Genomic DNA, 20241 nt, shown 5'->3' on the forward strand with positions numbered 1-20241 from the left:
GGGGATGAAGATTGAAGGTTGGTCGCTGAATTACTCAGCAACAACTTTCTGCTCTTCGGGGCGGGTGATCTTGGTGCGCATGATGGTCTCGTTGAGACTCAGCTGGCGGTCAAGTTCTTTGGCGGTAGCCGGCTCAGAGGTGAAGTTCACCACGGCGTAGATACCTTCGGACTTCTTCTGGATTTCGTAAGCCAGGCGACGACGGCCCCAGATGTCAACCTTTTCGATGGTTCCACCATCGTTGGTGATGACGTTCAGGAACTTCTGAAGCGACGGCTCAACGGCACGCTCTTCGACCTCGGGGTCGATGATTACCATCAATTCGTAAGGACGCATATGTGAACCCACCTCCTTTGGGCTAAGCGGTTACGGCATTTCCGTAACAGGAGGTTCATTTGCGGTGTCATGCAATGCCCGGCCGCCGGAACGGAGGCAGGGCGCAGCACAGACTTCAATAGCTTAGTGCATCCGGACCGGTTTCCGCGATTCCGTGCCCCTACCGTATGGCCCTGCGGCCGGGCCAGGAAGAGTGTCGGTCCGCATGTGGACAACTGGTGCGGCGGGACGGCCGCCGTCGGCATGCCATGATCAGGGAATGAACACCGGATCCCCGCACCGACGTGCCGTGCGCACCAGGAAGAGCCGCCTGCGTTTCGCTGTCATGTTGCTGGCGGGATTGCTTGCCGCTACGGCAGCCGGCCTCGCCGGGCACTGGGTGCAGGCGCCCACAATTGGCTGGTGCGGGGCTGCGCTGACCTACATCGTTTGGGTGTGGCTGGTCATCGGCCGCCTCGATCCGGCGGACACACGGCTGCACGCAACAGCGGAGGATCCGTCGCGGAGCACCACGGACCTGCTCATCCTGGGAGCAAATGTGGCCAGCCTGGCGGCGGCCGGGGCGGTCATCGTGGATTCCCACAACAACACGGACATCGTGTCCCGGATCGGGGGCGGGCTGCTCGCGCTGGTCTCGGTGGCACTGTCCTGGACGCTGGTGCAGACGCTCTTCACACTGCGCTACGCGGAGCTGTACTACGGCACGGGCAAGAAGGCAGGCTCCAAGGTGGGCGGCATCGACTTCAACCAGAGCCGGCCGCCGCAGTACACCGACTTCGCCTACCTGGCCACAAGCCTTGGCATGACGTACCAGGTCTCGGACACCGCCCTGCAGAACCACGGCATCCGGGCAGAAGCACTCAAGCACAGCCTGCTGTCCTACCTCTTCGGGACAATCATCCTGGCTACCACCATCAACCTCGTGGTCGGGGTCGCCGCGTAGTCCGCGCGGGGACCTTACGCCGCCGTCCGGAAGAACGTCCGGGTCACCGTGGCCAGCCGGTGCGGGTCCTGGACCCCGCAGAGCTCGCGTGCCGAGTGCATCGAGAGCAGGGGCACGCCGACGTCGACCGTCCGGATCCCCAGCCGGGTGGCGGTCAGCGGGCCGATCGTCGAGCCGCACGGCATCACGTTGTTGGAGACGAATTCCTGGTAGGGAATCCCGGCGTCGGTGCACAGCCGCGCCCAGAGGGCGGCCCCGGCGGCGTCGGTCGCGTAGCGCTGGTTGGCATTGATCTTCAGCAGTGGTCCGCCGTTGAGGACCGGCCGGTTGGCGGGATCGTGCCGCTCCGGATAGTTCGGGTGCACGGCATGGCCCGCGTCCGCCGAGACGCAGAAGGACGCCGCGAAGGCCTGCCGCCGCTGGCTTGCCGAGGCTCCGAGCCCGTCGGAGATTCGCACGAGGACGTCTTCCAGGATGGGTCCGCACGCTCCGGAGCGGGACGCTGAGCCGATTTCCTCGTGGTCGAAGGCGGCCAGCACGGCGATCGGCGCGCCGCCCGGAAGCGGCCCGGCGGCGTGGGCGATCAGCGCGGTGAGCCCGGCGTGCGTCGCGGAGAGGTTGTCGAGCCGGCCGGAAGCGAAGAATTCGCCCCGCGCGCCGAACACGGCCGGGGCCTGGGTGTCCGCAATGACGACGTCGTACCCGCCGATCTGCGCCGGATCCACCGCGGCACCGGTAACCCTGTCCGCGAGGAGCCCAAGCAGGTCCTCGTCGGCGGGATCGCCCAGGCCAAAGACCGGATTCATGTGCTGCTGTTTGTCCAGGGCCAGGCCGTCATTGACGGACCGGTCCAGGTGGATGGCGAGCTGCGGGAAGCGCAGCAGCGGGCCTGTGGCCGTGAGGTGCTGTGTGCCGTCGCGCATGACGAGCCGGCCGGCGAGCTGGAGTTCGCGGTCCAGCCAGGAGTTCAGGAGGGGCCCGCCGTAGACTTCGACGCCGGCCTGCAGCCAGCCGAATTTGCCTGTTGTGGGCTTCGGCTTGAGTTTGAAGGACGGCGAGTCCGTGTGGGCGCCGAGGATGTTGAAACCCGTGGTCGGTCCGGCACCTGTGGGCACCACCCAGGCGATAAGGGCGCCGTCGCGGATCACGTAGAACTTGCCGGCAGCTGCGGCCTGTGGCTCCGGCCAGGCCAGCAGTTCATCCAGGCCCGTGAAGCCCGCCGCGTCCAGCCGGCGCGCGGCTTCGTGGACGGCGTGGAAGCTCGACGGCGACGCGCTGACGTACGCGCCGAGGTCCTGGATGTGCTCTTCGGCAGTGCTCGGTGTTGGCATGGCTCCGAGTCTAGCCCGGCACGCACGGGCCCCCGGGCGCGGTGCCGGGCGGCCGGGGCCGGCGCCTGGGTCCGGCCTGGTCCCGGGTGGGGCGCCGGGCTGGGCCCGGGGAAGGGGCTGGGTTCGGCCTGGTCCCGGGTGGCGCGCCGGGCTGGGCCCGGGGAAGGGCCTGACGCCGGGCTCGCACCTGGCCCCTGGCGCCGGGGTGCCGGACCGCCGGCACGCAGAGGGCCGGTGCCGGTGTCCGCCTGGGCTAGACGGTGACGTTGAGACCGGCGGCGTAGCCCGCCGCTACCGAGCCGCTCATCGCGGCCAGCTGGTAGATCCCGCCGTCGTCGCCAAAAACGTTGTCGGATTTCAGCGTGGTGCGGGGAAAATTCTGCGCACTGGATTCGTAGCGGGCCGACGCGTAGACCTCTTTGCACGCCGCCTCGGTCAGTGCAATCTGGGACACCGCCAGGACCTGGCCGGCCGCCGTCGCATTGCTCATGGACTCGAACACTTCGAAGTGGATGTGCGGCCAGCGGCCGCTGTAGGCGCCGGGGTAGATGGTCTTGAACGTGACCTGCCCGTTGGCGTCGGCCTCCTGGACGCCGCGCAGGTAGTTCTCGTTCTGGAGCCCGGAATCGTACATGGAGTACCTGCCCTCGCGGTCACAGTGCCAGGCGTAGACGGCGGCGCCGGCCAGCGGGGTGCAGCCGTTGGCGTTGTCGAGCAGCGTCAGCGTGACGGTCAGCGGCACGCCCTCGGCCTTGCTGGTGGAGGTCCCGAAGCTGGACGTGATGTCCTGGCGGACCACCCCGGACGCTTCGAGGACGTTGGGCCCGTTGGAACCGTCACCGGGGAACGGACCGGCGGTTTCCTGCGGTATTTCGACCCCGCACTCGGCGATCGCCCGGGTCAGCGTCGGAGTGGCGGACGCCGTCGTTGTTGCTGCCGCGGCCGAAGTGGTGGGCGCGGACGCCGCCGACGTCCCTGCGGCCGGAGCCGAGGTCGCGCTGCCGCTGGTGCCGCCTGGGGTGCAGGCGGCCAGGGCGGCGGCCGTTCCCGCGCCGAGGAACATGCCCAGCGAGCGGCGGCTCATGAGGGTGGAGAGATCGAATTCCAGGCCGCGGTCATGGTTGGGGTGCGGCTCGTACGGGGGCAGGGGCCTTTTTGTCATGATCCCATCGAACCCGGCAGCGCTATGGGCTGGCTAGTCCCTTCCTGTGAAGCGGCTGTGCCTGTGAATCGACTGTGCCTTGACTGGACATGCCCTCCGCAAAGCCCGGGAATAGGGACATGTCCCCCGCGCCCCCACGGGCATGCCCATGCCTCGCGCCCAATGATGGACATAATGCCAGTATGTCCATTGGTCGGCACCGGGACTGGACATGTCCCGCATGCCTTACGGGCCGGCCCTTCCGCGTGCAGCCTGGAATGGACATGTCCCCGTTTACCCCGCCGAGCGCACCCCCAATCCGCACCCGCGAATGGACATGTCCCGTCTTCCCCGCGGACCGGGCTCCCACCCGCACCCGCGAATGGACATGTCCCGTCTTCCCCGCGGACCGGGCTCCCACCCGCACGCGCGAATGGACATGTCCCGTCTTCCCCGCGGACCGGGCTCCCATCCGCACCCGCGAATGGACATGTCCCCGTTTACGCCGGACATGCCCACTTTCCGCATCTGGGAATGGGCATGTCCCGCGTGCCCCACGGACATGCCCACGCCTCGGGCCAAAGGATGGACATAATGCCACTATGTCCACCGCTGGGCGCCGGGGGAGAGCATGTCCGGTGGTGTGGGGCCGGCCCGGGCGAGCTGCGCCCGGCGTAACCGTGGCCCAAACCTGCGCCCGGCTTACCCGTGGCCCAAACCTGCGCCCGGGCTGCCCGTGACCGGAATCTGGGCAGACCTTTTCCCGAAACAGACCCCGGCCCGGCTCAGGCCCTCGCCCTAAAACAGACCCGAACCTGGGCAGGCCCTCGCCCTAAAACAGATCCAAACCCGACTGACCCTCGCCTAAATCAGACCCGGAGCTATCAGACCCGGACCTACGACCCCGGGCGGGCGCCCACCGCGGTGCCCTCGGCGGCAGCGCCGGCAGCTTCGTCGGCAGCAGCGTCGGCGTCAGCCACCGTGGCGTCCCCGGCAGGGGTCCCGGCGGCACCTGCTGCCGGAACGGTGGCCTTGGAGCCGTTGCTGCGGTAGCGGAACACGCCGATCCCCACCACGACGGCGGCCAGAGCCAGCGAGAGCAGGAGCGATTCCCGCGTGGATTCCAGGATCACCATGCCGATCAGCAGGGCCACGATGCTGACGATTGACAGCCAGGTCAGGTACGGGAAGAACCACATTTTCAGCTGGAGGTCCTTGGCGGCGGCGCCCATGCGGCGGCGCAGGATCAGCTGGGAGGAGGCAATCACGAGCCACACGAACAGCGCGATGGCGCCGGAGGTGTTGACCAGGAACAGGAAGACCGTGTCCGGGGCAATGTAGTTCAGGCCTACGGTGACAAAACCGACCACCGTGGAGGCCAGCACGGCCGCCGCAGGCACGCCGCGCTTCGAAATCCGCATCCATGACTTGGGGGCGTCGCCGCGGCGGGAGAGCGAGAACAGCATGCGGCTCGCGGTGTAGAGGCCCGAGTTCAGGCAGGAGAGCACCGAGGTCAGCACCACAATGTCCATGATGGTTCCGGCGCCCGGGATGCCGAAGAGTTCGATGACCGCAACGTATGGGCTCTTGGCGACGGAGGCGGAGTTCCAGGGCAGCAGGGTGACCACGATGGCGATGGAGCCGATGTAGAAGACGAGGATGCGCCAGACCGTGGACTTCACGGCCTTCTTGACGGCGTCGACCGGGTTCTCGGATTCACCGGCGGCGATGGTGGCAATTTCCGCCCCGAAGAAGGAGAAGACGACCACGAGGATGCCGGCCAGGACGGCGCCGGGGCCGTTGGGCATGAACCCGCCGTTGCCGATCAGGTTGTCCAGGCCGGGCGCCGGAACGCCGGGGACGAGGCCGAGGATCGCGGCAGCGCCGAAGAGCAGGAAGAGCACGATCGCGGCGACCTTGATGGAAGCGAACCAGAACTCGAACTCGCCATACGACTTCACGGACCCCAGGTTTGTCAGCGTCAGCAGCACCATGAGGATAAGCGCCCATACCCACTGGTCAATGCCGGGGACCCAGCGGTGCATGATCGCGGCCCCGGCCGTGGCCTCGATGCCAAGGACAATAATCCAGAACCATGCGTACAGCCAGCCGATGCTGAACCCGGCCCAGCGGCCCAGGGCCTTGTCCGCGTAGGTGGAAAACGAGCCGGTTTCCGGGTTAGCCGCAGCCATCTCGCCCAGCATCCGCATAACGAGGATGACGACGAGTCCCGCCGCGGCGTAGGCAACCAGGATGCCCGGGCCGGCCTGCTGGATCGCCGCACCCGAACCGACAAACAGTCCGGCGCCGATCACGCCGGCGATGGCGATCATGGACAGATGCCTGGGTTTCAGGGATTTTGAGAGCTGCTGGTCAGCGGGCATGGAAGCGCCGTCCTTCGTGGGGGGGTTCAGGCCCGCTCTTTGCCGGCACGGAATCGAATCCGTGCTGTGCGGCGGACCACAGTGTCGTTTCACACTAGACCGCCCGGCGCACGCTCCGTCTTGTGCAATCCCACAAATGACGACCCGCATGACCGGGCCATCCCCCAACAGGAAGGCGTCGGGCACAACAAAAGTTGCCTCATGGGCAATTCCGCAATGTGCCTGAAACCACTGCTTCAGGCTCTACCCAGCGGTAACGGGCCCGCACGGCCGGCAGGCCGCTCCCGTCAGTAGTCTGCGTTGCTTGGCACCACCAGGCCGGTCTCGTACGCGTACACGACAGCCTGGACACGGTCACGGAGGTGGAGCTTGGTCAGGATCCGGCGCACGTGCGTCTTGACTGTGGCCTCCGACAGGAAGTACCTGTGCGCGATTTCGGCGTTGGAGAGCCCCTCCGCCATCGCTCCGAGCATCTCGTTTTCGCGAGGCGTCAGGTCCTCCAGCAACGGATCCCTCGCCGGCCGTGCCGGGCTGCCGGCCAGCTGGCCGCCGTCGTCCGCCCCAGCGCGCTGGCCGCCGCCGTCGCGGTCCGTTGCGGCAGGATCCATGCCGGCACCGGCGCCGCGGACATAGGTCTCCAGCAGCCGCTGGGTAACCCGCGGGGCCACGACGGCATCGCCGCTGGCCACCACCCGCACCGCGCTGATCAGGTCCGCCGGCGCCACGTCCTTGAGCAGAAACGCCGAGGCCCCGGCCCGCAGCCCGGCAAAGGCGTATTCATCGAGGTCAAAGGTGGTCAGGATGATGATCTTGGCCTCCGAACCCGAGGCCGCGATGGCCCGGGTGGCCTCGATCCCGTCCAGCACCGGCATCCGCACATCCATCAGGACGACGTCGGGCGCGAGTTCCCGGACGTGGCGGACCGCCTCGGCACCATTGGACGCCTCGCCCACGATGCACAAATCGTCTTCGCCCTCCAGGATCAGCCGGAAGCCCATCCGAAGCAGCGGCTGGTCATCCACCAGCAGAACGCGTACCGGTCCGTTGTCGAGCATTGTCCCCCCCTGTGTCCGTGGCATTTTCGCCATTGCAATTCAGTTCCGCGTGCACGCGCCAGCCGCGCTCACCCGCGCGCCCGGCGTGCACGGTGCCCGCGTAGATCCTGGCCCGCTCCCGCATCCCGGCAATTCCGTGCCCGGTGCCGTAGGTGTCCAGTGAATCGGGCTTCGCCTGTGCGCCGGCCCCGGCGGTGCCGGAGTCAACGGTGCCCCTGCCGTCGTCGACCACTTCAATGGTGACCCGGGAACCGTTGCGGACAATGCTGACATCCACGCGGCTGAGCGCACGGCCGTAGCGCAGCACATTGGTCAGCGACTCCTGCACGATCCTGTAAACGGTCAGCTGGAACGCCGCATCGCCGGGCAGCGACGGGCCGGTGTGCGTGTAATGCAGCGGCAGTCCCGCGGTGCGGAAGCCCTCCAGCAGTGTGGCCAGGCTGCCTGCGGCCACCAGCGGCCCACGCGGGGCGTGTCCCGTGGCGGCGTCCTCGCGCAGCACGCCAAGGACGCGCCGCATGTCGGCCAGCGCTGTGCGTCCGGTCCGGGAGAGTTCGGCCAGGACGCCGGCGGCGCGCGCCGGATCCTTCTTGACCACGACGGCGGCGCCGTCCGACAGGCTGATCATGACCGTCAGCGAGTGCGCCACGACGTCGTGCATTTCGCGCGCGATCCGGTTCCGTTCCGTGACCGAACCGAGCTGCTGGGCCCGGGCGGCCCAGGCGGCGATCTCGTGCTCGTGCTCGCGACGCTGCCGCACCGAGATCCCGATCCCCGTGGCGATCACGTTGGACAGCGTGATGCCGATGCCGGCCGCGATGGACGTGAGCAGCTGGAAATTCTCCGGCGTGCGGACCGCCATGTCCGGCAGCCGCCCGTCCAACGGGCCCACGGCCAGCAGGAAGTACAGGAGCAGAAGCGGGGCGGTGGTCAGGGCCAGGGCCGCAAAGGCGAACCGCCGCGAGCGGACCACCGCGACGGCATACAGCGAAAACCAGAGCCCGGCCGAGACGTTGGATCCCCAAGGATGCAGGAAGGTGACGGCCAGTTCCAGCGCCCCGACGGCCGCCGCCACCTGCACGGGATAGGCCCGCCGGAAGAGCAGGACCGGCGCGGCCGCGGCGAGCAGGACGGCCACCGGCCAGTCGCCGTGCAGGATCGACTCGACCGCCGTGGGCGTGACCAGGACCAGGTAGCAGAGCACCACCAGGACATCCATGACCCGCGGGTTGGCCAGCAGGTAGCGCCGGAGCCGGCCGCGGCGGCGGGCGGTGAGTTCGGCGAGGGACGCGTCGGCCGGACCGGCCGACGCATCCCTTACAGGTACTGCATCGATCATGCTTTGAGCCTAGACGCTGGGCCCGTGGGCCCGGCTTAGACGTCCCGCTTCTTGAGCAGGATGCCGGCCAGGAGCACCGGGACCACAACCCAGGCGCCCAGCACCAGGCCGGCCTGCCAGGCTTCGAGGGTGTCCGGGAGATGCTCGACGGCGGTCAGCGGCTCCACGGTGTTGCCGGGCAGGTACTTGCGGGCCTCCACGAAGAAGTCGCCCGGAATGAGCTGGAACGCGATGGGCGCCACGAAGAACAGCCCGACCAGGCTCATGATCCCGCCCGCCGAATTGCGGATCAGGGTGCCCAGGGCCATGCCGATCGCCGCGACCGCTGCCACATAGATGCTGTTCACCACGAGCAGCTTGACCGACTGTGAGCTGCCCAGGTCCAGGCCGAGGCCGTAGTTATCCAGGATCGGCACTGACACGAACCCGGCCACCAGGGTGGAGGCGGCGGTGATGACGAAGGAGGTCAGCACCACCACCACGAGCTTGGCCGCGAACGCCGGGATGCGCTTGGGCACCGCCGCAAACGTGGACCGGGCCATGCCGGTGGTGAACTCGGAGCTCATCAGCAGCACGCCGAGGGAGCCCAGGATCAGCTGGGCAAACGCGATGCCGGAAGTCGGGACGCTGACGGCGAGGTCACCGCCCTGGGCCGCGAATCTGGCGCCCGCCTCCGGGTCCTGGGCCGCGGCCTGGGAGAACTGGCCCGTACCCCAGGCCGAAAGCGCCCCGAACCCCACCATGACCACCACTGTGGAGCCGAGCAGGATCAGTGTGGAGAGCAGCGTGCGGAACTTGATGAATTCGGAGTTGAGGACCCGCAGGAAGCTGGGGCCGGGGCCGGAACTGCTGCCGTCTCCGGACCGCTGCTCCCGGGTTTCGGCGCCGCGGGGCGAGGGCGTGGATTCAACGGTTGTGGAACTCATGGCTTAGTTGCCTCCGGCTTCGACGGGCACGGCGCCCGTGGTGATCAGCGAGTGGTATTCGACCTCATCCTTGGTCAGTTCCATGTAGGCCTCCTCGAGGCTGGCCTGCAGCGGGGTGAGTTCGTAGATCATGACGTGGTTCTCCAGCGCTGCGGTGGCGATCTGCCGCGGGTCCAGGCCCGTGACTTCGAGGAGTTCGCGCTCCCGGGCCTCCACCGAGACGCCGGTTCCGGCCAGCAGCTGCATGAGCCGGTCCGGCTGGTCGGTGCGGACCCGGGTGCGGCCCTGGCCCTTGCCGGTGATGATTTCCTGGATGGGGGCGTCGGCAATGATCTTTCCGCGGCCGATCACGATCAGATGGTCCGCCGTGACGGCCATTTCGCTCATGAGGTGGCTGGAGAGGAAGACCGTACGGCCCTCGGAGGCCAGATACTTCACCAGGTTGCGGACCCACACCACCCCTTCCGGGTCAAGACCGTTGACGGGCTCGTCCAGGATCACGGTCTGCGGGTTGCCCAGGAGGGCGGCGGCGATGCCCAGCCGCTGGCCCATGCCCAGCGAGAAGCCGCCCACCTTCTTCTTGGCCACCTCGGCCAGCCCGGTCATCTCAATGACTTCGTGGACCCGTTTCTTGGGGATGCTGTGGGTCGCGGCCATGGCCAGCAGGTGGTTGTAGGCGGAGCGGCTCGTGTGGACGGCCTTGGCGTCGAGCAGTGCGCCGACGTCGCGCAGCGGGGCAGCGTGCCCGGCCAGCGGCGACCCGTTGACGGTCACTGAGCCCGACGTCGGCCGGTCCAGCCCCATGATCATGCGCATGGTGGTGGATTTTCCGGCCCCGTTCGGACCCAAGAAGCCGGTGACCCGGCCGGCTTCGACGGTGAAGTTGACGCCGGCGACGGCGGTCTTGTCGCCGTAAACCTTGGTCAGGCCTCGTGCTTCGATCATGGAAGCGTTCCTTTGCGTAGCGGGAGATGGTCCGGGTCACCGCAGTCACGGGCCCGTCTGCACCCCACGCTACCGAGGCCGTCACCGTATTTCGCCGGTCTCAGGGATGATTCAGGGGCGAATCAGGGTAGTCCGGGAGGATGACACGCCCGCCCGCCGCGGATCTGGCCGTGGATCTGTGTGGCGGGCGCGGCTCAGCCGAGCGGTGAATAGTAGGTCAGTGCGTCGCGGCGAACCGTGAATTCCACGCTCCGCACCCCGGGCATGACCTCTCCGTCGACGGCCAGCACCATGGGCCCGTTCCCCGGTTCCACGGTGATGCGGTCCGTTTCGCTCAGATGGGTGATCCCGGACGTGCCCACGGTGCCCGTGAGCACGTCCCAGAGCAGCCGCAGCCGGGCGAACGGCTCATCGGCAGTGATCATCCGCAGGTCCAGGATCCCGTCCGACAGCACGGGGCGCACCAGCGGCGCGTGGTCGCGGGGGTAGTAGCGCCCGCGGCCGATGTACAGGATCCACAGCCGGTGCCGCACTCCGTTGACGATCAGGGTGGTGGGGGTGCCGGCCGCAAAGGTCCGGAACATGGCCACCACTCCGGCCAAGGGTTTCCCGAGTGCCGGCTGGAGCTGTTCGCGCCGGCGGACCAGATTCGGGTAGAGACCGATGCTGGCCGTGTTGAGCATGATCAGTTCGAGGTGCTCGGGGCTGTCGGCGCGCCCGCGTTCGACGCTCACGTGGCCGACGTCGGCCACGGCGGCCTCGCCGCGCGAGCCCGCCTGGACCGCCGCCACCAGGGTGGGCGTCCCGGCGTCGCGGGCGAAGTGGTTGAGCGTTCCGCCGGGGAGCACCAGCAGCGGGAGGGAACGTTCGACGGCGGCGGCGGCCGCGGCACCCACGGTTCCGTCCCCGCCCCAGACGCCCAGCGCCGCAATGCCCGGCCGTGTTGCGACCTGGGCGATGCCCGCGTCGATGGCCTCGTCGGGCGCGATTTTCTTTATATACGCTTTGGGGAATGTTTTTTGCAGGGCGTCAACTGTCTCGTCAGCATAGGACCCGCCGAGGGTGTTGACGGCGATGCCGAGCCCCTCTCCCTCCGGGAGTTCCGCGGCGCGGACGGCGGCGCGGCGGGTTTCGGGGAACGGCGGCCGGACGGGCCACCACTTCCGCGTCACCATGGCCGCGCCGGCGCCGATCGCGGAACCGAACAGCACGTCCGAGGGCCAATGGGCCCCGGTGTGGATCCTGGAGTAGGCCACCCCGGCTGCAACGGGGGCAACCGCCGCGCCCAGAGCCGGGCGGACCATGCCCACTCCGAGCGCGAACGCCACCGCTGAGGCCGAGTGGCCGGACGGCATGGACGAACTTGTCGGCTGCGGGTGAACGAAGCGGAAGACCGGAAGGTGTTCGGGCAGGGGGCGCGTCCGCGGCAGGAGGGTCTTGAACACGAGGTTCGTCACTGCCGACGCCACGCCTTGGGCGATCAGCCCATGTACCGCTGCCCGGCGCGTCTTTCCGGGCACCAGGGCCATGGCCCCGGCAACGCAGAACCAGAGTTTGCCTTTGTTGGCGGCAGCGGACAGGCGGCGGAAGAAGTCGTCATGGCCTCCGCCCGGCAGATTGGAGACGGCACGGACGAGTTTGCGGTCGAATTTCGACAGCCGGCCGGGGGCCTTCCTCAGCATGGATCGCATTTGACCACCATACTGCCGGAGAGGCAGGCCGCAGGCGAGTTCAGCGGTCCGGGCGGGCGCGGCTAGTTCACGAGCAATTACCTCGAGCGCAAGGGCCTCGCGGCTCCAGCCAGCACCAGGGCCACCAGAATCGGAATCCCGATCGCCAGCAGGGCGGCCCTGATACCGGTGACGTCGCCCAGGTAGCCCAGCAGCGGCGGCCCGGCCAGGAAGGCAACGTAGCCCAGCGTGGAGACGACGGACACCCGGGCGGCCGCCTTCCTGGGGTCATCCGCCGCGCCGGACATCCCGATCGGAAATGCGAGGGCCGCGCCCACGCCCCAGAGCACGGCACCGGCAGCCGCCAGCCAGATGGTTCCTGCGAAGACGAAGAGGCAGAGGCCCGCGGCTGCCGCGGCCATGCTGGCGCGGAGCACGGCCACGCGGCCGTAGACGTCGATCGCCCGGCCGCCGAAGAAGCGCATGGCGGTCATTGCGAGCACAAAGGCGGCGAAGAGCAGCGCCCCCGTGGACTGTTCGGCGCCCAGGCCGTCAACAGCGGCCTTGGCGATCCAGTCGTTGCCGGCGCCTTCCGTCAGGGTGGCGCCGAGAACGACGACGCCGATCAGCAGCGTGCGGCCGTCCCGCCAGGCCAACCCGCCCTTTGCGTGGTCGGTGTCCCCTTCGGCGGGTACCTCGGCGGGCACGTGCGGCAGGAAGTACCGCGGGGCCACCGTGGTCAGGATGGCGACGACGGCGGCTATGACCAGCAGGTGCTCCGGGAGCCCGACGCCCAGGGTGGAGAGTCCGGCGCCGATCAGGGCGCCGACGAACGCGCCACCGCTGAAGGCCGCGTGGAACTGCGGCATGATGGTCCGCCCGAGCCGGTGTTCGACGTCGGCACCTTCAATGTTTTGCGAAACGTCCCAGAGCCCGACGCCAATCCCGAAGAAGAACAGGGCAATCGCCGTCCCCGGGACGGAGGCCGCCATCAGGGACAGCGCGACGCCGACGCCGGCCGACGCGGCCACAAGGCCGGCACCCCGGACCGTGTTGGCCGTGCCGATCCGCCCGACGACGAAGCCGGCCGTGGGCAGGGCGATCAGCGAGCCGACCGCCAGGCACAGCAGGAGGGTTCCCATCTGGCCCGCGGTGATCTGCAGGATCTCCGTCACCGCCGGGATGCGGGCCGCCCAGCTGGCGAACACTAATCCGTTGATCCCGAAGACAAGGAAGGTCGCCCCGGTGGCAGCTTTAAGTTGCGGGACGGTTGCGGTACTGGTCATACGATCACTGCTTCCACCGAGTGTTGCGCGAGTTGGTCAAGTTCTTCAGGGCTGAGCTGTCGGTCGGTCACGATGGCGTCGACGGCGTCCAGGGATGCGACAAGGGCGACGGCGCTGGCGTTCCATTTGGATCCGGCGCACGCGACGATTACCCGGGCCGCGGATTCCAGGCCGGCACGCTTGACTGCGGCGTCGTCGAGGTCGTGGGCCAACATCCCGTCCTTGAGGTTCAGGGCGCAGGGCGTGACGACGGCGGTGTCGAAGCGCAGCGAGCGGATGTTGGATTCCGTCATGGGCCCGCGGAAGGACAGTTCACCGGGGACGAGGCTGCCGCCCGGCATCAGGAGTTCGGGGCGGCGCCCGGCAGGCACGTCGTCCAGGGACAGCGCGGTGACGGCTCGCAACGACATCGGCATGATCGTCATCTCGCGTTGGCGCAACTGGCGGGCGATCTCCGTGGCGGTGGTCCCGCTGTCCAGCCAGAGGTGTCCCCGGTCCTGGAGCATGGCGGCCACACCGCCGGCGATCCGCATCTTGGCGGTGTGGTCCTCCAGCTCGCGCTGGCCGTATTGCGGGTTTTCACCGCCGAAAACCAGGCTCTTGGCTCCACCGTGGATCCTCCGCAGCACGCCGTGCAGGGCCAGGGTGTCGAGGTCGCGCCGGATGGTGGCGCCGGAGGCACCGCAGGCGGCCATGAGGTCGTCCACCGTCACCTGTTCCCGGTTGCGAAGCAGTCCGCCGATCAGGCGGTGCCGCTCATCAGTGTTCATGCTCAAATGCTAACGGTTCGTGATCACTTAGTCATTTGTTGCGGATATTGCGCACGGTTCAACGGCAACACAGGGTCACTCAGCGCCCATGGATTCCGTCGGAACCGGCGCTGAGCGACGCGTATTGGCTTTAGCGGGCGCGTTCGACGCGCTTTTCGTCCCAGACCGGTTCGGCGGACTCGTAAACCCTGCCGTCGGAACCGAAGACCAGGAAGCGGTCGAAGGTGCGGGCGAACCAGCGGTCGTGGGTGACCGCCAGGACGGTGCCTTCGAAGTGATCGATCGCCCGTTCCAGGGCCTCGGCCGAGTGCAGGTCCAGGTTGTCGGTGGGCTCGTCGAGCAGCAGCAGCGTGGCTCCGGAGAGCTGTAGCAGCAGGATCTGGAACCGAGCCTGCTGGCCTCCGGAGAGGGATTCGTACTTCTGCTCGGACTGCGCCGCCAGCCCGTAGCCGTCCAACGCCCCGGCGGCGGCTTCGCGGCCCATCCCGGAGCGGTGCTCGTCGCCCCGGTGCAGGATTTCGAGCAGGGTCTTTCCCAGCAGGTCGGGCCGGACGTGGGTCTGGGCGAAGAAGCCAGGCCGGATCCGGGCGCCGAGTTTCACGGTGCCCTCATGCGGCACTTCCGCGATTTCGACTTCGGACACCGGCAGGTGCTCCCGCTCCGGATCCGTGCCGCCGGTCGCGAGCAGGCGCAGGAAGTGACTCTTGCCCGAACCGTTGGAGCCAAGGACGCCCACCCGGTCGCCGAACCAGATCTCGGTCGAGAACGGCTTCATCAGGCCCGTCAGTTCCAGCTTCTCCGCCACGACGGCGCGTTTGGCGGTGCGCCCGCCCTTGAGCCGCATCTGCACGTTCTGCTCGATCGGCAGGGCTTCGGGCGGACCGGCCTCGAGGAACTTCGCGAGCCGGGTCTGCGCAGCCTGGTAGCGGTTGGCCATATCGGAACGGAACGCGGCCTTATTCTTGTACATGTTGACGAGTTCCTTGAGCTTTACGTGCTCCTCGTCCCAGCGCTTGCGCAGCTCCTCGAAGCGCGCGTTCCGGTCGGCCCGGGCCTCGACGTAGGAGCCGAAACCGCCGCCGTGGATCCAGGCGCCGGCGCCGTTGATGCCCGGTTCCAGCGTGACGATGCGGCCGGCGGCGTTGTTGAGCAGTTCCCGGTCGTGGCTGATGAAGAACACGGTCTTCTTCGACTCGTTCAGCTTGGCTTCGAGCCAGCGCTTGCCCGGAACGTCGAGGTAGTTGTCCGGTTCGTCCAACAACAGCAGTTCGTCGGGGCCGGCGAAGAGGGCCTCAAGGACCAGCCGCTTCTGTTCGCCGCCGGAGAGGCTCGACGCCGGGCGGTGCTGCGCACGGTCGAACGGCAGGCCGAGGGCGGCCATGCAGACCTCGTCCCAGACCGTTTCGACGTCGTAACCGCCGGCGTCTCCCCAGTCCACGATGGCCTGGGCATAGGCCATCTGGGTGGGTTCGTCATCGTGCTCCACCATGGCAAGCTCTGCCTCGTCGACGGTGCGCGCGGCAGCAGCCAGCGCGGGCGGCGCGGCGGAGACCAGTAGGTCGCGGACTGTGGAGTCATCCCGGACCTGGCCCACGAACTGGCGCATGATCCCCATGTTGCCGGAGCGGCCGATCACGCCTTCATCAGCAACGAGGTCGCCGGAAATGATCCGGAACAGCGTGGTCTTGCCGGTTCCGTTGGGCCCGATCAGCGCCGTCTTGGTGCCGTCCGGGACCTTGAACGTCACCCCGTTGAGCAGCTGGGTGCCGTCGGAGAGGAAGTAGTCGATGCCGGAAACGTCAATATGAGCCACGCGTTCAATCTTCCCACGGTCTTCCCGCAGCCGGGCGGCGCGGATTTTCCTGCTCAGCTGGCCCGGGTGAGGAACTCCTTGAGCAGCGGTCCGGACGTGGTGGCTCCAAGGCCGCCGTCCTCCACGAAGACGGCGACGGCCAGGTCACCGTGCACAGCCACGATCCAGGCGTGGGTTTTGGGCGGGGTGTCCTTGCCGAACTCAGCCGTTCCGGTCTTCGCGCCGACGGGCTCGCCTGGGACGGAGGCCAGGAACCCGGCATGCCCGCTGGTCACGACGGCGCGCATCATGCCAGCCAACGCCGCGGCTTCCGCTGCCGTTACGGGCGTTTCGGCCGCCTTGGCCGGTGCCTCGGCCGACGCCGTCGCATCACCGGAGGACGGGGCGGCCGGCTCGGTACCGGTTCCGCTGCCGGCAGTGGCGGTGCCGCCGGCGCTCGGGGAAGCGGCACCTTCATTCGGGTTCAATACCAGCTGGGCGGCCACTGGGGCACCCTTGGCTACCGAGCCGGCCATGATGGCGGCGGCCAGCGGGGACAGGAGCACTTTGCCCTGGCCGATCATGGAAGCGGCGTGTTCCGTTCCCTCGGCCTCTCCGGGGACCGAGCCGAGGAACGCGGCGGCTCCGAGCGCGGGCGCTTCGACTGCGACTCCGAGGGAGGTCGCGGCTGACTCGAGCTGCGCCTGGCTGACGGTGTCGCGGGCGTTGATGAACGCGGTGTTGCAGGAGTGCGCGAAGGCGTCGCGCAGTGTCACGGAGCCCAGGGAGGACTCGGGGTATCCCTCGGCGTTCTTGAAGGTGCGGCCGTCCACCGTGAGGGTCGCCGGGCAGTCCACCTTGGAATCGGGGGTCATTCCGTCGCGGAACATGGCCAGGGAATCGACCATCTTGAAGATCGATCCGGGTGCGTACTGTCCCAGCATCGCGGTGTCGTAGCCGTTGCTGCCCGGCCCGGACGCAGCCGCCAGAACGGCGCCGCTGGAGGGCCGGAGCGCCACAATGGCCGATGCGGGGCCGACCTTGCCAAGCACGTCTTCGGCGAGTTGCTGCAGCTTCGGGTCCAGGGTGGTTTTCAGCGGGGTTCCGGGTTTGATGCCGGTCTCGAACAGCACCCGCCTCGGGTCGGGGGAGGCCGCCTGGATTTCCGCGGCGGTGAGTCCGGCTTTCTGTGCCCGGATCACGATGCCGTCGGTTCCGCGCAGCTGCGCGTCATATTGCTGCTGCAGGCCCCCGGCTCCGGTGGTGTCACCGGGCTTGAGCGCGCCGCCGGACTTCTCGATTTGCTCCGCGTTCGCCTCGGAGACTGTACCCAGCAGTGCCCGCGCAAATGTGCGGGTGGGTGCCAGCGGCAGGCTGTCCGGGATGGCGCGGCCGCCGGGGATTGCGGAAATTTGCTGGTCCGTGATGGTCCGGGAGCCGTCCTCACGGAACGTGATGGCCCGAACGAAGGCGTCCGGACCGGCCGCCGCGACCTGCTGGGCGAAGGCTGCCGGGTCGACACCGACCAGTTGGGCAAGCTTGGTGGCGGAGTCGGCGGGGTCCGCGCCGCCGAGTCCCGGCTTGTCGATGCCAACGTTGACCACTGGCCGGTACGCGACCAGCGGGGCGCCGCCGGCGCCCAGGATGGAGGCCCGCTGCGGCGTCTGGGTGGCACGGGTGATGATCTCCCCGTCGGCAAGGTCCGGGGCCAGGATGGCCGGCTTCCACACCGGAAGCCACTTGTCGCCGGATTTCTTCAGCTGCGCGGAAACGGTGTACTTCCACTCCTCCGCGCCGACTTTCCAGGTGTAGTCCAGCGGAAACGTGGCCGTGTCCGACTCGAAAGTCAGCTCGCCGGCCTGCACGGCCGGTTTGTCCGGGTCCAGCCCCTGGAATATTTCCTTGAGCTGGGCGTTGGCGGCACCCGATTCCGTCCCCTCGAAGGCGACCGAGCCGACGTCGAGCGCGGACACCGCGATGGCGAGCTGCCGGGCGGCGCCTTCTGCGCCCTCCCGGCCGTCCCCGCAGGCCACCAGCGAGGCGCCAAGAACAAGACCCACAAGGGCCAGTGAAAGTTTGGATGTGTTCCCCATGCGGCCATTATGCCCCGGACCACTGACAACTCCCCTGTCACATCGGACTGTCACAAAGCACCCGCACACAACACCGGCGCATCACACCGTCACCAACTCAGGCACAGGGGACGCCTCAGGCTGCCTAGGGCCGCCGGATGATCCTGCGCTGCGCGGCCACGGCGATCGCGGCGGTGCGGTTGTCGACGCCGAGCTTGCCGTAGATGTGCACCAGGTGGGTCTTGACCGTGGCCTCGGAAATGAACAGCTGCTTCGCGATCGCCCGGTTCCCCATCCCGGTGGCCAGCAGCTCGAGCAGCTGGATCTCGCGGGCGGACAGGGCCGGCTCCGGATTCCTGATCCGGCCCATCAGCCTGGCGGCGACCTCGGGTGCCAGCGCCGTCCCGCCGGCCGCGGCGGCGAGCACCGCCTGGCGGATCTGCTCCGGCGGGGCATCCTTGAGCATGTAGCCGCTGGCGCCGGCCTCGACGGCGGCGAGGATATCGGCGTCGGAGTCATAGGTGGTGAGGATGAGCACCGGAGGCGCCGGCTGCCCAGCCTCTCCGGCCTTGATCTTGCCGGTGGCGGTCACGCCGTCCATGCCCGCGCCCATCTGCAGGTCCATGAGCACCACGTCCGCGGGCTCGCCCAGGGTGTGGAGCCTGGCCAGCCCGGCCACGGCGGCGCCGCCGTCGGCGGCCTCGGCCACCACGGTGATGCCCTGCAGATCACCCAGCATCGCCCGCAGCCCGGCCCGGACCACCGGGTGGTCGTCCACCAGGAAGACCCGGATGTTGCTCATGGCCGGCCCCCGCTGGCTTGCCCCGAGACGGCGTTGGCACCTGAAGCGGTACCAGGCACGGAATCAGGCGCGGAATCAGGCGCTTGCGCCAGTGGCAGCCGGATGGCCACCACGGTTCCCTCTCCCGGGGCAGACTCGATGTCCAGCTGGCCATGGAGGGCGGCCACGCGTTCCCGTAGCGACGTCAGCCCATAGCCGGAACCGTCGGGACGGGCCGGCAAGGCCGCGGGCTCGAACCCGGTGCCGTCGTCGTAGATGTCCATGGCCACTTCCGGGCCCAGGAACGAAAGGGTGACGACGGCGGTGCGCGCCTGCGCATGAACCCGGACGTTGGCCAGGCTCGCCTGGGCAGCCCGGAGCAGGGCAGTTTGGTGGGCGCCCGGGAGTTCCACCGGAACCCCTTCGACGTCGAGGCGGCAGCGCAGTGCGGTACCTCGCGCGGCAGTCTCCGCCTCGGTCGCCTCACACAACCGGAGGAGACCGGCCACCAGGGAGCCGTCCTCGAGATCGGGGGACTGGAGCGCCCGGACGAAGTTGCGGGCCTCCGCAAGATTGGCGGCGGCCGTGTCCCTGACAATGCGGAGCCTTTCCCGTGCCACGGCGGGTTGGCCGTCGTCCAGCGCTTTCTCGGCCGCGCGCCCCATCAGCACAATGCTGGACAGGCCCTGGGCCAGGGTGTCGTGGATTTCGCGGGCCAGCCGGGTGCGCTCGGCCAGGGTGCCGGCATCGTGCTGGGTTCGGGCGAGTTCGGCACGGGTGCGGCGGAGCTCCTCGGCCGCCAGCCGCTGGTTTTCGGCCTCCAGAAACAATGCCCGGTAGGCCAGCCCGGTGACCACGGCGAAGGCTGCGCCGAACGCGGGTCCGAGCACCATGGGCAGCTGCGGCGCCACACTGGCCGGATCAGGAGATGCAGCACCGCCGTTGTGGAGCCAGAGCGCACCGATGACAAAGAGGGTGCTGAATGCGATCGCGGGCAGCGCCAGCCGGCGCCGGAGCACGTGCAGCTGCAGGAAGAACAGCGGGAAAGCCAGCCAGACGAAGTCGGAGCTGGTCCAGACCAGGAGCAACCACAGGACGCTGACGCCGCCCAGCCACCAGGCCGAGTAGGGCCGCGGATCGAACCGGGACCGGTTGGTAGCGTGCCGCTTCTCCAGGACGGTGCCCACCAGGTAAAAGGCGGCCAGCAGCAGGGCCAGCAGCAAGGTGACCCAGCTCTGGCCCGTGATTCCGCCGGCCAGGAGCCGCACCAGTGCCACCAGGAGCAGCACCGCGAAGCCGACGTGAAGGCTCACGCGAAGGACGCGCAGAATGACGGCCGCCCCGGTGGGCTCCGTACCCGCTTGCTGATAGCCACCATCCGGTGTGCCGGCGTTTTGTGTGACCCCGTGGCCAGTGCCCGCTTGTCCAGTGCAGTCGTGGACCGTGTTGCTGGCGTTGCCCTCCATGCTT

General features: G+C 68.5%; 16 protein-coding genes. 1 reads left to right on the forward strand and 15 read right to left on the reverse strand.

Features of this window, described 5'->3' with window-relative positions:
- Positions 1 to 30: 30 nt before the first annotated feature.
- A complete protein-coding gene (rpsF, locus tag ACFRJ8_RS00805; protein ID WP_090582123.1) occupies positions 31 to 336 on the reverse strand; it encodes a 30S ribosomal protein S6 in 306 nt (101 codons plus the stop codon).
- Positions 337 to 595: 259 nt separating this feature from the next.
- Here rpsF and ACFRJ8_RS00810 point away from each other — a divergent pair, with 259 nt between their 5' ends.
- Positions 596 to 1279: a DUF1345 domain-containing protein gene (locus ACFRJ8_RS00810; protein ID WP_377984259.1), complete on the forward strand. Its 684-nt coding sequence runs from the start codon at positions 596 to 598 to the stop codon at positions 1277 to 1279.
- Between the two features lie 14 nt (positions 1280 to 1293).
- Here the strand turns inward: ACFRJ8_RS00810 and ACFRJ8_RS00815 are convergent, their stop codons facing one another.
- The 14 genes from ACFRJ8_RS00815 to ACFRJ8_RS00880 form a co-directional block, all read right to left on the reverse strand.
- On the reverse strand, positions 1294 to 2610 hold the full coding sequence (locus ACFRJ8_RS00815) for a M18 family aminopeptidase (RefSeq protein ID WP_377984260.1): 1317 nt from the start codon (positions 2608 to 2610) through the stop codon (positions 1294 to 1296).
- A gap of 253 nt (positions 2611 to 2863) precedes the next feature.
- Positions 2864 to 3772, reverse strand: coding sequence for an intradiol ring-cleavage dioxygenase (locus ACFRJ8_RS00820; RefSeq protein WP_377984261.1), 909 nt, complete (start codon positions 3770 to 3772; stop codon positions 2864 to 2866).
- Positions 3773 to 4647: 875 nt separating this feature from the next.
- Positions 4648 to 6135, reverse strand: a complete 1488-nt coding sequence (locus tag ACFRJ8_RS00825; protein ID WP_377984262.1) for an amino acid permease — start codon at positions 6133 to 6135, stop codon at positions 4648 to 4650.
- 287 nt (positions 6136 to 6422) lie between these two features.
- Complete coding sequence (locus ACFRJ8_RS00830) at positions 6423 to 7190, reverse strand: response regulator (RefSeq protein WP_377984263.1); 768 nt, start codon at positions 7188 to 7190, stop codon at positions 6423 to 6425.
- Complete coding sequence (locus ACFRJ8_RS00835) at positions 7150 to 8529, reverse strand: sensor histidine kinase (protein WP_377984264.1); 1380 nt, start codon at positions 8527 to 8529, stop codon at positions 7150 to 7152. Before ACFRJ8_RS00835 ends, ACFRJ8_RS00830 begins: the two co-directional genes overlap by 41 nt.
- A gap of 35 nt (positions 8530 to 8564) precedes the next feature.
- Positions 8565 to 9455, reverse strand: a complete 891-nt coding sequence (locus tag ACFRJ8_RS00840) for an ABC transporter permease (RefSeq protein WP_377984265.1) — start codon at positions 9453 to 9455, stop codon at positions 8565 to 8567.
- 3 nt (positions 9456 to 9458) lie between these two features.
- Positions 9459 to 10400, reverse strand: a complete 942-nt coding sequence (locus tag ACFRJ8_RS00845; protein ID WP_377984266.1) for an ABC transporter ATP-binding protein — start codon at positions 10398 to 10400, stop codon at positions 9459 to 9461.
- Between the two features lie 194 nt (positions 10401 to 10594).
- Complete coding sequence (locus ACFRJ8_RS00850) at positions 10595 to 12091, reverse strand: phosphatase PAP2 family protein (protein WP_377984267.1); 1497 nt, start codon at positions 12089 to 12091, stop codon at positions 10595 to 10597.
- A gap of 77 nt (positions 12092 to 12168) precedes the next feature.
- Positions 12169 to 13356 (reverse strand): MFS transporter, encoded by a 1188-nt coding sequence (locus tag ACFRJ8_RS00855; RefSeq protein WP_377984268.1) that lies wholly within the window; start codon positions 13354 to 13356, stop codon positions 12169 to 12171.
- Positions 13353 to 14126, reverse strand: coding sequence for a DeoR/GlpR family DNA-binding transcription regulator (locus tag ACFRJ8_RS00860; RefSeq protein ID WP_377984269.1), 774 nt, complete (start codon positions 14124 to 14126; stop codon positions 13353 to 13355). The genes ACFRJ8_RS00855 and ACFRJ8_RS00860 overlap by 4 nt, the downstream gene beginning before the upstream one ends.
- Before the next feature lie 130 nt (positions 14127 to 14256).
- Positions 14257 to 15939 (reverse strand): ABC-F family ATP-binding cassette domain-containing protein, encoded by a 1683-nt coding sequence (locus ACFRJ8_RS00865; protein WP_377984270.1) that lies wholly within the window; start codon positions 15937 to 15939, stop codon positions 14257 to 14259.
- Positions 15940 to 15992: 53 nt separating this feature from the next.
- Entirely contained in the window at positions 15993 to 18011 is a 2019-nt protein-coding gene (locus tag ACFRJ8_RS00870) for a penicillin-binding transpeptidase domain-containing protein (protein ID WP_377984271.1), read from the reverse strand.
- A 124-nt stretch (positions 18012 to 18135) separates the two neighbouring features.
- Positions 18136 to 18792: a response regulator gene (locus ACFRJ8_RS00875; protein WP_377984272.1), complete on the reverse strand. Its 657-nt coding sequence runs from the start codon at positions 18790 to 18792 to the stop codon at positions 18136 to 18138.
- On the reverse strand, positions 18789 to 20237 hold the full coding sequence (locus ACFRJ8_RS00880) for a sensor histidine kinase (protein ID WP_377984273.1): 1449 nt from the start codon (positions 20235 to 20237) through the stop codon (positions 18789 to 18791). Before ACFRJ8_RS00880 ends, ACFRJ8_RS00875 begins: the two co-directional genes overlap by 4 nt.
- Positions 20238 to 20241: the final 4 nt, after the last annotated feature.

Origin of the sequence: Arthrobacter sp. NPDC056886 (genome assembly GCF_042788715.1) — a bacterium.
GTDB lineage: Bacteria > Actinomycetota > Actinomycetes > Actinomycetales > Micrococcaceae > Arthrobacter.